The 13,978-nt window shown below is 72.1% G+C and carries 13 protein-coding genes; 7 read left to right on the top strand and 6 right to left on the bottom strand.

The genetic code is table 11. From position 1 onward, the window contains the following. Both IE305_RS29810 and IE305_RS29805 read left to right on the top strand, forming a co-directional pair. On the top strand, positions 1-636 hold the full coding sequence (locus tag IE305_RS29810) for a hypothetical protein (RefSeq protein WP_190132928.1): 636 nt from the start codon (positions 1-3) through the stop codon (positions 634-636). An 85-nt stretch (positions 637-721) separates the two neighbouring features. Beyond that, on the top strand, positions 722-1,528 hold the full coding sequence (locus tag IE305_RS29805) for a DUF2625 domain-containing protein (protein WP_190132927.1): 807 nt from the start codon (positions 722-724) through the stop codon (positions 1,526-1,528). A gap of 94 nt (positions 1,529-1,622) precedes the next feature. On the opposite strand, the gene IE305_RS29800 is transcribed toward IE305_RS29805, so the two are convergent. Continuing rightward, positions 1,623-2,522, bottom strand: coding sequence for an AraC family transcriptional regulator (locus IE305_RS29800; RefSeq protein ID WP_190132980.1), 900 nt, complete (start codon positions 2,520-2,522; stop codon positions 1,623-1,625). Positions 2,523-2,675: 153 nt separating this feature from the next. On the opposite strand from IE305_RS29800, the gene IE305_RS29795 reads away from it, so the two are divergent. Then, entirely contained in the window at positions 2,676-3,479 is an 804-nt protein-coding gene (locus IE305_RS29795) for an alpha/beta fold hydrolase (RefSeq protein WP_190132926.1), read from the top strand. Here the strand turns inward: IE305_RS29795 and IE305_RS29790 are convergent. Next, positions 3,470-4,072 (bottom strand): TetR/AcrR family transcriptional regulator, encoded by a 603-nt coding sequence (locus tag IE305_RS29790; protein ID WP_190132925.1) that lies wholly within the window; start codon positions 4,070-4,072, stop codon positions 3,470-3,472. The two genes, IE305_RS29795 and IE305_RS29790, sit on opposite strands and share 10 nt — an antisense overlap. Positions 4,073-4,174: 102 nt before the next feature. Between IE305_RS29790 and IE305_RS29785 the strand changes: the two genes are divergently transcribed. Next, positions 4,175-4,561, top strand: a complete 387-nt coding sequence (locus IE305_RS29785) for a nuclear transport factor 2 family protein (protein ID WP_190132924.1) — start codon at positions 4,175-4,177, stop codon at positions 4,559-4,561. A gap of 129 nt (positions 4,562-4,690) precedes the next feature. Next, positions 4,691-7,855: a tetratricopeptide repeat protein gene (locus IE305_RS29780; RefSeq protein ID WP_190132923.1), complete on the top strand. Its 3,165-nt coding sequence runs from the start codon at positions 4,691-4,693 to the stop codon at positions 7,853-7,855. Here the strand turns inward: IE305_RS29780 and IE305_RS29775 are convergent. Next, entirely contained in the window at positions 7,852-8,787 is a 936-nt protein-coding gene (locus IE305_RS29775; protein WP_190132922.1) for a LysR family transcriptional regulator, read from the bottom strand. The two genes, IE305_RS29780 and IE305_RS29775, sit on opposite strands and share 4 nt — an antisense overlap. A gap of 148 nt (positions 8,788-8,935) precedes the next feature. Between IE305_RS29775 and IE305_RS29770 the strand changes: the two genes are divergently transcribed. Continuing rightward, positions 8,936-10,180, top strand: coding sequence for an MFS transporter (locus IE305_RS29770; RefSeq protein ID WP_190132979.1), 1,245 nt, complete (start codon positions 8,936-8,938; stop codon positions 10,178-10,180). A gap of 14 nt (positions 10,181-10,194) precedes the next feature. On the opposite strand, the gene IE305_RS29765 is transcribed toward IE305_RS29770, so the two are convergent. Then, the gene (locus tag IE305_RS29765) at positions 10,195-11,136 is read right to left on the bottom strand and encodes a helix-turn-helix domain-containing protein (protein WP_190132921.1); all 942 of its coding nucleotides are present in this window, start codon (positions 11,134-11,136) and stop codon (positions 10,195-10,197) included. Positions 11,137-11,257: 121 nt separating this feature from the next. Here IE305_RS29765 and IE305_RS29760 point away from each other — a divergent pair, with 121 nt between their 5' ends. Continuing rightward, complete coding sequence (locus tag IE305_RS29760; protein ID WP_190132920.1) at positions 11,258-11,842, top strand: quercetin 2,3-dioxygenase; 585 nt, start codon at positions 11,258-11,260, stop codon at positions 11,840-11,842. Positions 11,843-11,936: 94 nt separating this feature from the next. Here IE305_RS29760 and IE305_RS29755 read toward each other — a convergent pair whose 3' ends face one another. Together IE305_RS29755 and IE305_RS29750 are read right to left on the bottom strand one after the other, a co-directional pair. Then, positions 11,937-12,884 (bottom strand): Gfo/Idh/MocA family protein, encoded by a 948-nt coding sequence (locus tag IE305_RS29755; protein ID WP_229891705.1) that lies wholly within the window; start codon positions 12,882-12,884, stop codon positions 11,937-11,939. A 111-nt stretch (positions 12,885-12,995) separates the two neighbouring features. Continuing rightward, on the bottom strand, positions 12,996-13,844 hold the full coding sequence (locus tag IE305_RS29750; protein ID WP_229891716.1) for a VOC family protein: 849 nt from the start codon (positions 13,842-13,844) through the stop codon (positions 12,996-12,998). Positions 13,845-13,978 lie beyond the last annotated feature (134 nt).

The following is a 13,978-nucleotide window of genomic DNA, read 5'->3' as shown; positions in this document are numbered from 1 at the left end:
ATGAGCCGACGTCCCGTCCGGCCGTCCCGCACACTGCCTGCGGCCGAGTGGTGGGCGCCGTTACTCGTCGACCTGGGTGCCGTCCAGCGCGGGAGCGTCTGGGCCGGCCTGTGCGTCCGTAGCGTCGATCTCGCCTCCGGCCGCGCGCAGGTGACCGTGCAATGGCCCGGCACTCCCGCCACCACCCTCCTGCCCGACCCCGATGCCGGCCGCGGCGCGCTCCTGCAATCGATCGCCGCGGCCGGCCCGGCTCGGCTCGCCGCCGCCGACGATGACGAGCCCACGGATTCCAACTCCGCCCCACTCGCCGGCCACGGCTGGCTGCTCGACGAACTCGGCCGGCGCAGCGACGCCTGGTACGCGTACCTCGCCGAACCGGTCGAGCTGCTCCGGGTGCAGACCGACGGCCACCGCACCACGGAAGTCGCCGTGGGGCGCACCTCGCGCTGCGACGTGGTGGAGGTCCGCGTCCCCCTGGCCGGGCTGGGGGCCGACGGCATGGACGCCGGCCTCGCCTACACCATCGTCGAACGCGCCGTGACCGTGGCAGCCCATGACCTCCGGCCGGCCGACCCGGCGGTGCAAGGAGGCCGGCCCACGTTCTCCACCGGCCTGCCGGGCGAGGAACCGGGCTAGAGGGCGGCTTCGTCCCGCTCAGCGGGCGGACCGAGGCCGGGCGCATGGTGCCAGTGGGACGCCAGGGGCATGCGACGATACCGGCATGCGTGAGTTGAGCCAGCTGATCGACGTCGACGAACCGGCATGGCCGGAAATCAGGGAGACCCTGGAGGCAAGCCCGGTGTCTGTCGAGGTGCTGCCACCCGACAGCGACCTGGGCCGGACGACGATTCTTCAGCTGCAGGTCACGGCCAGGTCGTACCTGGGCGCGATGGCGCTGCACTGCGGCGGTCTGCTGGTGGACGACGGATGGCTACGGGTCTTCGGCAGCCCCGTGAGGGGAGCCGCGCACGGCGTGCCGGATCTGGCGGGCGTGAACCGGTTCCCTGAGACGTTCGACCCGGCGTGGCAGCCGGAGGCCGGTCTGGTCGTGGCCCAGGACGTACTGGGCGGCGTCTTCACCTTGAACGGCGCTGCTCCCGCCGACGCCGGACGCCCCGGCAGCCCGGGCGAGGTCGTCTACTTCGCCCCGGACTCGCTCCGCTGGGAAGCTCTGGGCGCCGGTCACTCGGCGTGGCTCACCTGGCTGCTGTCGGGCGCCCTCCACGAGTTCTACGCCGATCTGCGCTGGCCCGGCTGGCAGGACGAGGTCCAGGAGCTGAACCGCAGCCGGCACCGGAACCACGCCTCCAACCAGGACCCCGACCGGGACCCCGACCAGGACGGCACCAGCACTCAGGGCCACGCCCGCGGCATATCCGTCTTCCCGCCGCTGTGGTCCGCCGAGGCCCGCCAGGACCTCTCCGCGACCAGCCGTCGCGCCGTGCCCATGCGAGAGCTGCTCGACGTCGCCCGTGACGCATGCCGGCAGTTCGACGGCGTCGATCCCGGCTTCCTCGGAGCCGCCTGAGCCGCCTGAGTCGGCTGAGCCGCCTGAGTCGCCCACTCGCCAGTGGCCACGGCCACCGGCCGTGGCCGCCCCGTCGGCCGGCCGCGGCAGCAGATCAGGGCAGCGCAACCGTTCCGGTGCCGGCCCCGCCGTACACGGTGCGCCGCCACGCGCCCGGCGGCATGGCGGCCTGACGCCGGAAGAAGGCGGTGAAGTTGCTGACGTCCTGGAAGCCGAGACGCCGGGCGCAGCCGGAGACCGGGAGGTCGGTCCGGGCGAGCAGCCGCTTGGCCTCCAGCAGGATGCGCTGGTCGAGGAAGGTCTTGGCGCCGGTACCCGTGGCGGCGCGCGTCGCCCGCGTGAGGGTGCGTACGTCGTAGCCCAGGGCCCGCGCGTAGTCCGCCACGTGGTGCCAGCTGGTGAAGTGCTCTTCGACGGCGGCCCGGTAACGGCGGAACACGTCCGTGTCCCGGCCGTCGGCCCCACTTCCCCCGGCCGAGGACCCGACGTCGTCGGGCAGTGCGCGCAGGAGCAGTGCCGCCAGCAGGTGGGAGAGCAGCGCTGGGGACGCCGGGTGCGGTGTGTGCGCTGCGGCGTCGTGTTCGCGGCCGAGGTGTTCGGCTGCGAACAGGGCGAGTTCCAGGTGCGGTTGCTCCAGGCGCCAGCAGGCGGGGGCGGTGGCCTCCGCTGCTGTGAAGCCGGAGAGGAAGCCGGGGCGGAAGAGGACGAGCGGGCCGTCGCAGGAGTCGACGTCGCTCCAGCGGTGCACCATGCCGGGCCTGATCCATATCGCGCTTCCTTCCGCCAGCCGGTAGCTGTGGAAGTCGGCTTCGTGGGTTCCGGCGCCGGAGCCGATCAGGGCGAAGACGTGGAAGTCGGGGCGCTGCGGGAGGACACGACGGCGGTCCGCGTCCATGGCCCGCAGCGCGGCGAAGTCGAGCACCTCCACGCCGTACGGCGATCCCACGGCAGGCAGATAGCGCAGCTGCCGCACAGCGTCGTGTCCGTTTTCCACCATCGTTGCGTTGCTTTTCACCCAGGGGTCGACCTTGCTTCCCATACGGTCGGGCGTGGGCCTGACAGGCACGTCAGGCTACCCGTTCGTGGCAGCGGCAGAGGCGAGACGATCGCCTCGCAACAGCCGGTGCGAGAGGTGTGATGAGGCGTGATGTCGACGGAAACCACCATCCCGGTGCCCGTGGCCGGCGGGGTCCTGGACGTACGAGTCGGCGGCCGGAGCGGACCGGCGTTGGTGTTCGCCCACTACTGGGGCGGCTCCGCCGACACCTGGAGCGGAGTGATCGGCCATTTGCCGCCCGCCCAGGCAACGGTCTGCTTCGACCAGCGTGGCTGGGGCGCCTCGCGCGCCCTGCCCGGCCCCTATCACCTCGGCCGGCTCGCCGACGACCTGGTGCGCGTGGCCGACGCGTGCGTGCCGGGGCCGTTCGTCCTCGTCGGTCACTCGATGGGCGGCAAGGTGAGCCAACTCGTCGCAGCCCGCCGGCCCGCAGGGCTGGTCGGCCTGGTGCTGATCGCGCCCGCGCCGCCGCAGCCACCCGCCGCGGTGACCGAGGAGTACCGGGCAGCGCTGTCCCACGCGTACGACTCGCCGGAATCGGTGGTGCACGCCCTCGACCACGTCCTGACCGCGACTCCGCTGCCCGAACCGGTACGAGCCACCGCGGTGCGCGACAGCATCGCCGCCGGTGCCGAGGCACGGCGGGAGTGGCCGCTGCGCGGAATCGCGCAGGACATCACCGGCGCCGTACGCGGCATCGACGTCCCCGTGACCGTCCTGGTCGGGGAGAACGACGTGGTGGAACCGCCGTCCGTCCTGCGCGAGCACCTCCTGCCGCACATCCCGCACGCAACGCTGACCACCATCCCGTCTGCGGGCCACCTGCTCCCCGTGGAAGCCCCCGGAGCCGTCGCGACCGCCCTTTGCGCCTTCCTCGCCCACCTTCAGCGCTGACCGCGCGCCATCCCCGCAGCGCCGGCGTCGACGGCGTCGCACAACTCGGCGACGAGACCGCGTGCGAAGCTCTCGTCCGTCCCCGGTATCGAGAACACCACGCGGAAATAGAGCGGGGCGACGACCCGGTCGAGCACACGCTCCAACGAGGGCGTCGTCTCGCCCCGCCGGGCGGCGGCCTCCAGAGGGGCCCGGAACCGTGCGCTCACCCGCTCCAGGCAGGCGCGCAGACCGGCCTTGCGGTCGTCCACGTCCGGCGCCACTTCGGCGCGGAAGAACGCCACGCCTCCCGGCCGGGACAGGTCCGTCAGCGTCCACACCGCCACCCGCTCCAGGTCCTGGCGGAGGTCACCGACCAGCTCGGGTGTCTCCTCGTCCTGACGGCGGGCGGCCACGTCCGCCAGAAGGGCGGAGGCCGTACCCCAACGCCGGTAGACGGAACTGGGGTTGACGCCGGCGCGGCGCGCCACCGCCGGGATGGTCACCTTGTCGGCTCCGGCTTCCTGTACGAGGTCCACCACCGCCCGGTGGACGGCGGCGCGTACACGGGCGCTCCGGCCCCCGGGCCGGCTGTCTTTGCTTTTGGCGGGCATTCCCCCACCTTAAAGCAAAGAGTTGCGCTTTAGTGCTCGAGCCCCCTAGCGTGCTTAAAGCAAAGACCGCCGCTTTAACTGCTCGTAGGGGAACGAGGAACAATGCACGGTTACGAGGCCGCCCACCAGCTCGGCATGAAGTTCCACGCCTGCCTCAGCGTCGGCGACTGGGACGGCATCCGGTCCCTGCTCACCGACGACGTCACCTGGACGCTGCCCGGCGACAACACCGTTTCCGGCACGGCGGAGGGCGCGGACGCGGTCGTGGAACGGGCCAGGAAGATCGCTTCGTACGGTCTCCACTTCGAACTGCTCCACATCCTGGTCAGCCGGGAGAACATGGCCCTGTCCCTGCACAACACCGCCACCCGGGGCGACGTACGCCTGGACGAATACCTGTCCACCGTCTGCCGCCTGCGCGAGGGCAGGATCGCGGAGATCGAGACCTACCTCTCGGACGTCGCCGGCATGAACGCCTTCTTCGTCTGACCACGACAACCTCCGAACGCCCTACGGGCTTAATCCCGTTCGGCGTACGCTGCCCGACACGGCAGGCCCGGACGACCGGCGCCAAGGGCGAACCGGCGAACGGGACGGAGGACGGGGGACAGCAGCTCCATGGACGGCGACCCGAACGCAGCAGGCGGGGACACCACCAATGTCATCGGCGACGGAGGGTTCTTCCACACCGTCGTCCAGGGCCGGAACATCACCATCCGGTTACCGTGGCAGGTCCCGCCCGCAATGGCAGGCCTGCCCCCGGCGTCCCCCGCCTTCACCGGCCGCGACACCGAACTGGCAGAGCTGCTGCACCTCCTGGAACCGAACCCGCACCCCAACCCCAACCCCAACCAGCAGCCCCCCACCGCCGCCGTCGCCGGCCTGGCCGGCGTCGGCAAGACCGAGCTCGTGCTCCAGGCCGCGGACCGGGCGCTCCGCGCCCCCGGCTGGTTCCCCGGCGGAGCGCTCTTCATCGACCTGGCCGGGTACGACCCGGCGCGTCGCGTCGGCCCGGAAGGCGCCCTCGACCAGCTGCTGCGGGCCCTCGGCCTGCCCGACGAGGTCCTCCCCGAGGGCGTCGAGGACCGCTCTCGCCTGTACCGCTCGGTGCTGGCGGCCTGCGCCGCGCAAGGGCGGCGCGTCCTCGTCGTCGTCGACAACGCGGCAAGTGCGGAGCAGGTCCGACCCCTGCTGCCGGCGGACGGCACCACCGCCGCCCTCGTCACCTCCCGCCACACCCTGGACATCGACGCCCGGCTGTTCGACCTCGACGTGCTGGAGCAGCCCGAATCCGTACGGGTGCTCCGCCAGGCCCTGCACGAACGCCGCGGCCCGCACGACACCCGCGTCGACGACGCCCCGGCCGACGCCGAGCGCCTCGCCGGGCTGTGCGCGGGACTGCCACTGGCGCTCCGCATCGCGGCCGCCCTGCTGGCCGACGTGACCGGTCGCCCCCTGGCCGACCTGGCCGACGACCTCGAAGCAGCCCACACCCGCCTGGACCATCTCGCGCGCGAGGAACGAGCCGTACGCGCCGCGTTCGACCTGTCCTACCGCCATCTCACCGGGCCGCAGGCACGGCTGTTCCGGCTGCTGCCCCTCAACCCCGGACCGCACGTCTCGACCGAGGCCGTGACCCGGCTGGCGGGGGCGGAGAAGCCCGCCGTCAAACAGCTCCTGCTCGACCTCGCCCGGGCCCACCTCGTCGTCCCGGGCAGCACCTGGGGCCGCTGGGGCATGCACGACCTCGTACGTCTGTACGCGGACGAGCAGGGCACCCGGCACGCGGAGGACGACGAACGCGAGGACGCCCGCGACCGGCTGTTCGAGCACTACCTGTTCACCGCCGTGGCGGCCGGGAACCAGGCCGGCAACGTCGACGACACCCCTCTCTTCCCCACCCCCGAAGAGGCACTGGCCTGGCTGGAGGAGGAACGGCCGAACCTCACCCTCGTCGCCACCACGGCCGCCGCGGTGGGACGGCCCACCATCGGCCTGCTCCTCGGCCTGAACCTCGCCCACCTCTTCGAGCGACGTCGCTACTTCGACGACTGGCTGGCCGTGACCGATGTCGCCCTGACGACGGCCCGCTCGGCCGGCGACCGCCGCTCGGAGGGCCGCGCCCTGGACCAGCGCGCCAACTGCCTGCGGCTGATGCGACGGTTCGAGGAGGCAGTCGCACACCACCATCAGGCCGCCGCCGTCTTCCGGGAGCTCGGCGACATGGCCGGCGAAGCGTCCGCCTTGGGCAACCTCGGTGTGGCACTGCGGCGCCTGGGCCGGTTCGACGAGGCCGTCGCCGTCCTCTCGGCAGCAGCGTCCGCCCACGAGGCACTCGGCGCGCACCGGTTCCTGGGAATGACCCTGGACAACCTCGGCATCGCGTTGCGGCAGGCCGGCCGGTACGAGGAGGCCGTGGCGGCCCAACGACGGGCCCTGGCCATGGCCCGGGAGCACGGCAGCCGCGCCGACCAGGGGAGAGCGCTGTCCAACCTCGCCAACACCCTGACGACGGCGGCGGCCTGCGACGAGGCCGTGGGCCTGCTGCACGAGGCCGAGGCCATCTTCCGCGACACGGGGGACCGCCACCTCCGGGCCGGTGCCCTGAGCGGCCTCGGCAACGCCCTGATCGCCGGCGGCCGCTTCACCGAAGCGGCCGAGACCCTGCACCGGTCCATCGGCCTCTTCCGGGACGTCGGCAACGACCCGCACGGCGAAGCCGGCGCCGTACGGAATCTCGGCTCCGTCCTCCTCCTGACCGGGCGCCTCCCGGAGGCAGTCACCCACCTCCAGGCAGCCGCGGACATGTTCCAGGAGATGGGCGACACGGGCAGCGAGGCGGAAACGAGGACCAACCTCGGCGACGCCCTCGAAGGCGCCGGGCAGTACGAGGACGCCGAACACGCCTACCGCGCCGCCGCGGAACTGTTCCACCAGCTCGATGACCACAAGGGCCAAGGCGGCGCATGGCACGGCCTCGGCAACACCCTCGACGCGACCGGCCGGCACAACGAGGCCGTCGTCGCCCATGCCCGCAGCCTCGCCGCTTTCCGGGCCGCCGAGGACGTCCACGGCACGGTGGTGGCCACCGGACGCGTGTCCCGCGCCCTGCTGCAGGCCGGACGGCTGGACGAAGCGGCCGACGGCTACGACATGGCGGTACGCCTCGCCCGCGAAGTGGGCCACCCGGACGAGGAACGCAACCTTCTGGCGGGCCTGGGAACGACACTGCGCCGCCTGGGACGCTTCGAGGAAGCCGTCGCCGCACTGGAACAGGCCGTCGGCCCCGACCCCGCGACCGGCGGTGGGGACGGGACGGACCCCATCGTCCTGATCAACCTGAAACTGGCCCGCGAACGGGTGGGTGCCCTGGGTGAGGCGCAGCTCCAGTGGCGCCTGGGACGACCCGAGATCGCCATCCACGTCTACCGGCAGGCGGCCGCCCTGGCCGTCAGCCGCGGTGATGCGGCCGAACACGCCACCGCGCTGAACGACGGAGCCATCGTGCTGTGGGAGCTCGGCCGGTACGAGGAGGCCGTCGCGGACCTGGAGCAGGCCCTGGAGGTCTACCGGAAGCTGGGCGACCACTCCCTCGAAGCCGGATCCCTCACCAACCTCGGCGTCATGCTCGGCCACTCCGGCCGCCCCCAGGAGGCCGCGGCCGCACTGCGCCGCGCGGTGGAGCTGTACCGGGCACTCGGTGAGGGGGAGATGGAGGCCGCGGCGACCGAGAACCTGGAAGCCGTGACGGGTGGTGCCGAAACCGACGGAGCGCCGCTTTAGCGCGGCAGCACCCACTGCGGCACCCACGTCCCAGGAGCGTCGCGGCCGGCCGCCGTGGCGGTGAGGTGGGCACGGAGGGTGGCCAGCGCCGGGTGGGGGTTGTCACGGTGCCAGATCAGCGAGTGCGGGTAGACGGGCGTCGGGTCGGTGACCGGCATGCGGCGCAGGCCGTGGCCGGCGGGCCAGACGAGTCTGGTCTGCTCGCTCATGAAGGTGGCCAGGGCGGGGGTGTCGGCGATGGTGTCGAGGAGGGCGTCGGAGCCGAAGTTGGGGCCGGTCGCCTCGATGGTGAGCCCGAACTCGGCCACGAGGTCGTCGTAGTAGGCGCCCCACTCGGAGCCGGGGACGATGCCGGGCATCCAGATCCGGTGCCCCACCAGCTCGGCGACGGTCACCGACTTGGCGCCGGCCAGGGCGTGGGCGGGCCCGGTGAGCAGCTGGAGCGGCTCGTCGAGCACCCGGACGGAGGCGATGTCCTCGGGCAGGGGCCGGCCGGGCGCGGCGACGGCGCGGAAGGACGCGTCGATGGTGCCGGACCGGATGGCGGCGACGGCCGCCTCGATGTCCCACAGCATCAGCACGTCGAGGTCGATGTCCGGGTGCGCGCGGTGGAAGCCGCGCATCAGGCCCGACGCCGCACCGCGCGAGTTGAGCACGTCGACCCGCAGCGGGCGGCGGCCGGTTTGCACGGATGCGACCGCGCGCTCGGCGACGCGCAGCAGCTCCCGTGCGTGAGGGAGGAACGCCTGCCCGTCGATGGTGAGCTCCGCGCCGCGCGGCGTGCGGGCGAACAGCCGCACGCCGAGGTCCCGCTCCAGCGCGGCGACGCGCTTGGAGACGGCCTGCTGCGTCACCGACAGGTCGACGGCGGCTTTCCGGAACTGGCCGGATTCCGCGATGACGGCGAAGGTGCGCACTGCTTCGAGATCCATGCCGGCCACCGTAGCGAACAACCAAAGGTTGTGCACCGAGCCGGGGTCGGTTGTTTGACCGCCAACTGACCTGCCGGATTAGCTCTCCCCGGACAACGCTTGTTTGTTCGATCGGGGTGTCGAGGGGAGCGTGCCGGGCATGACGGCGATGAGGAGCAGGAAAAGGCTGGGCCGGCCGTTCGGCTGGCTGTGGGCGGCGTACGCGGTGAGCGCGTACGGGTCGGGGCTGGGGTTCGGGGCCTTGCCGCTGATCGCCGTACTGATGCTGCATGCCGGCCCCGCCGAGGTGTCCGCGCTGTCCGCGGTGGGGCCTGCGGTGGGCGCGCTGATCGCGGTGCCGCTCGCGCCGTGGGTGGAGTTCCGGCGCAAGCGCCCGGTCATGATCGCAACGGACCTGGTCCGGTTCGGGGCCATGGCGACGATCCCGGTGGCCTACGCCTTCGGTCTGCTCGGCTTCGTCCAGCTGCTGGTGGTCTCGACCGTGGTCGCGGCCGCCAAGATCGCGTTCGGCGCGGCCAGTGGCGCCTACCTCAAGACCCTCGTCCGGCGGGACGACCTCCTCGTGGCCAATGCGCGGTTCGAGTCCACGAACTGGAGCTCCATCGCCGTCGGGCCGCCCCTGGGCGGGGCGGCGATCGGCCTGCTCGGACCGGTCACCACCGTGGTGGCCGACGCGCTCAGCTACCTGCTCTCCGCACTCGCCATCACGGCGATCCGCGGCCGGGAGGAAGCACCCCAACCGGCCGAGGGGACCCCGACCCGGACGGGCGCACTGTTCGACGGCTGGCGGCACATCATGGGCCACCGGGTTCTGCGGGCCCTCTTCCTCAACCAGATGCTCGTCTCCGGCCTGATCATGGCCACGGAGCCGCTGCTGGCCGTACTCCTCCTGCGCCGGCTCGGCTTCGCACCCTGGCAGTACGGCCTCGCCTTCGCCGCCCCCTGCCTCGGCGGACTCATCGGTTCCCGGCTGGCCCGCCGGGTGGTGGCCCGCCACGGCCGGCACCGCGTCTTCCGGACCGTCGGCACCCTGCGCGCCATCTGGCTCATCGGCCTGGCCTTCGTCCGCCCCGGCGTCGTCGGCCTCGTCACCGTGATAGCCGTCGAACTGGCGATCGTCATCAACATGAGCCTGTACACCCCCGTGCTCGCCACCTACCGGCTCGAACACACCCCCCAGCACCTCGTCGCCCGCACCCTGTCCGCCTGGTCGATCGCCCAGCAGGCGTCCATCGCCACCCTCACCGCACTCGGCGGCCTGCTCGCCGACACCACCGACCCCCGCACCGCCCTCACGGCCGCAGGACTCCTCATCCTGGCCACCCCGCTCCTGCTTCCCCGAGGGGACGAGACACCGCACCCCGAACCGGAGCCGTGCCGCAGCCCCGCATGACGCCGGGATACCTGTCAGCCAGCCGGACGAGACGCGCCCGCCTCACCTCCGTCACCGACCGCCCGGCGGCGGAAGGCCGTGGGGGTCAGCCCTGTGTGCCGGCGGAAGAACGCACTGAAGGCCGTCGCGTGGTCGAAACCGGTGCGATCGCCGACGGCGGAGGGGGACAGCGTGGTGTGCACGAGGAGCCGCTTGGCTTCCAGCAGGACACGGTCGTCGATGAACTGCTTGGCACCGCACCCGGCAGCGGAACGGGTGGCGCGGGTGAGGGTACGCGGGCTGTAGCCGAGGAGGGCGGCGTAGTCCTCGACCCGCCGGGTGCGGGCGAAGCTCTTCTCCACTTCCCCCTGGAACCGGCGGAACGCCTCGTTCTCGGTGGCGGCCGGGGCCGGCGACGGCTCGGCGTGGGCGAGGCGGACGAGCAGGGCGGACAGCAGATGCCGCATCGCCTCGATGTGCGCGGCCGGCGGCATGCCGGCGGGCGGGGCGGCGTATCCGTCCTCCAGCGCACCGAGGACCCGGTCCAGGAACGCCGCGTGCGCGGGGGAGGGAGTGATGCTCCGGCACCGGGTGTGATCGTCGGCACCGCTCAGGGCGACCGTGCTGCCGCTGAGGAACCCGGAAGGGAAGACGACCACGGCACCCTCGGCGCCCTCCGCCGCGGAACAGAACCGCACCACCTGCCCCGGCCGCACCCAGAGCCAGTCGCCGGACGTCACGTCGTGGGTGGTGAAGTCGACGGAACAGCGGACCGTCCCCACCCGCACGACGATCAGCAGGTGGAACGCCGGGCGGCTGGGCCGGTGGAGATCATCGCCGTGAGCGGCGGCCCGCTCGGCGAGCCGCGCGAGGGTGAGCACCTCGATGCCCGGCGGCGCCCCCGGCGCCGGCCGGTAGGGGACGGGGGCGACGCCCCGCGGAACCGGGCCCCGCTCATCGTGTCCGTTTTTCTTCATGACGTGTCCGGAGCCTAGACGATCACTCCTGCCGACGGCCCTAGCGTGAAGGAGGGAACGCGAAGGAGGAAGGGGACCGACCGCCCCGCCACCGTTTCCACGACGACACCGGAGACCACAGGTGACCATCGAGTACGCCACCCGCTACCGCACCCGCTCGCACATCCCGGCCGAACCGGGCCGGCCCTACTTCATCGAGAAGGGCAAGGGCGACCGCGCCCATCTCTTCGGGGACCTCGTCACCATCTACGCCGGCGGCGAGCAGACCGAGAACACGTTCAACTTCTTCACCGTCGAGGGCCCGAAGGGCGACCTCGTCCCCGCCCACTCCCACCCCGACACCCACGAGGTCTTCTACGTCACGGACGGCGCCGTGCGCCTGTTCGTGGAAGACCTCGACGGCAACCAGCAGGAACGACTCCTCACCCCTGGCGACTTCGGTTTCGTCCCCAAGAACTGCCCCCACGCCTACCGCATGGAACGCCACCACAGCAGGGTCGTCGGCGTGGCCGCCGGGCCCGGCGGAACGTTCGAGCGGTTCTTCGAGAACCTCGGCGTTCCCACCGACGACCTCACCCTGCCGCACAGCCCGGTCGTTCCCGCTCTCGGCACGTTCCGCACCGTCCCCGAGCAGTACGACGTGCGCTTCCTGCCCGACCACCAGTGGCACACCGGCAGCGCATGCCAGGGCCGCCCCACACCATGACGGCGTGATCCGGACGCTTCCGCGCCCGCTGTCGAGCGCGGGCCCCGTGCGCTGCCCGTTCCGCAACGACGAGCCGCCGGCCGGCGGAAACTGTTCAGCGGGAGCCGTTCACCCTCTGCTCGAGGTCGAGCGTGAGCTTGAGGGCGTCCAGCACGCTGTCCGGGCCGATCTGGTTCTCCGCCCCGCCGTGCAGCACGTCCATGACGTGGCCGATCATGGCGGCGTACTGGTCGGCGGGCGGCAGCGCGAGCTCGTGTGCACCGTCGGCGGTGTACGCGGTGACGGCGCCGGACGGCTTGCCGTCGAAGCCCATCGTGGAGGCGGCGTCGAGCACGCCGCGCTCGAAGGTGGCGGTGTAGCCGCCGCGCGCTCCCCAGGACATGGGCATCAGCGAGGAGACCGAGCTGCGGGCGGACGCGCCGTCGAACCGGAAGGCGGCGTCGACGGCGGCGGAGTGCTCGTCGCGCTCGACCGTGGAGACGGTGATGTCCCGGGGGAGACCGAGGACGCGCGTGATGATGTCCATGTCGCTGTGCAGCGCTTCCAGAGGCAGCACCTTCAGCCCGAGCGAAGCCCCCGGCCACAGGTGGGCCGTCAGGTTCCACAGTGTCAGCTGCTCCAGCCGTCCGTACGTGCCCTCGCGCACCGCGTCGAACAGTGCCCGGTTGGCCGGGATGAACCGCTCGAACATGTCCACGAACACATGCTTGTCGCTTCGTGCGGCGGCTTCGGCGACCCGCTTCGCGTCCACCAGGTTGTCGGCCAGCGGCAGCTCGACCAGGGCATGCTTGCCCGCTTCCAGGGCACGCAGCACGAACGGGGCATGCAGCCCGACGGGCAGGCAGATGTCCACCAGGTCGAACGAGGGGTCCTCGAACGCCGCGTCCGTCTCCGTGGAGGACGCGAACCCGAACCGCCCGGCCATCTTCGCGGTCTTCTCCACGTCCCGGCCGAACACCACCACTTCCACGTCGCCCCGAGCCGCGTAGACGGCGGCGTGCGCCTGCCCGAACCCGGTCCCCAGCAGTGCGATCTTCATCATCTTTCTCCTTACGGTGTGTGGTCGAACGTTGCTTCACGGAAGAGCTCACCGCTGCGACCGACGCGCAGGCACAGATGGCAGCAGCCGGCAGCGGCAGCGGCGGCGAAACGATCAGCCGGCCGATGGCGCGAGGGGCGGCACGGCGGGCCGGGAGAACAGGCCGAAACGGTTGCCGTGGGGGTCGACGACGCGGGAGTGGACCAGGCCGTCGCGGTTGCTCTCGGGCCCGTGCTCCACGCGCGCACCCGCCTCCTGCGCGGCCGCCGTCGTGGCGGCCACATCGGTGACCATGAAGCACGGCATGGCGTAGTCACCCCTGGCGCCACCCCCCGCGGTGCCGTCGCCGCTGTGGTCCCGCATGCCCCCGGACGGCCACTGGGCGCCGGACCCGAAGACGGTGAAGTACCGGTCGCCGCCGGCGGTGTCGTCCTCCTCGATCCGCCATCCGAAGGCGTTCGTGTAGAAGCCGATGGTCGCCCGAGGGTCCGTGGTGCCGATCTCGAACCAGGCCATCGACCCGGGCTTCGGGGCGAACACGGCCTGCTGCATGGACTCCCCGGTCCCGGCGATCCGCTCCTCGAACCGCTCCGAGGCCGACCGGGAGAAGAGGGAGAACAGGTTCCCGCGCGGGTCCTTGAACCGGGCGAAGACGGTCACGTCCCCCACCCGCGTGGCCGGCACCACGACCGTCGCACCCAGCGCCGTCAGCTTCTCGACATCGGCGTGGACGTCGGCGGAGAGGACGGAGAGGTTGACGGCCTCGTCACCGGTGTCGCCCTGCTGGATCGCACCCATCGGCCACGGCGCGCCCGGGGCGAGGATACGGGTGTAGGTGCGGCCGTCGATCGAGGAATCCGGGTCGACCTCGAACGTCCAGCCCAACAGGGGCCCGTAGAAGCTGGTGACGGCTTCGGGGACGTTGGTGCCGATCTCGAACCAGACAACCTGGCCGGGAGACATGAAACTCACAGGAATCGTTCCTTGCGTAGGCGGGAGCGGGGGAGAGGGATGGGGATGGGGGGCGGATCCACCGCATGACTCTCACGCTAGGAGCCTTTTAGGACACCTCACGTCCGCAAAGAGGGGCAATCTGG

This window comes from Streptomyces mashuensis (genome assembly GCF_014654785.1).
Lineage (GTDB): Bacteria > Actinomycetota > Actinomycetes > Streptomycetales > Streptomycetaceae > Streptomyces > Streptomyces mashuensis.
Note: the sequence above shows the minus strand (reverse complement) of the source record. Positions and strands in the feature narration are given on the sequence as shown.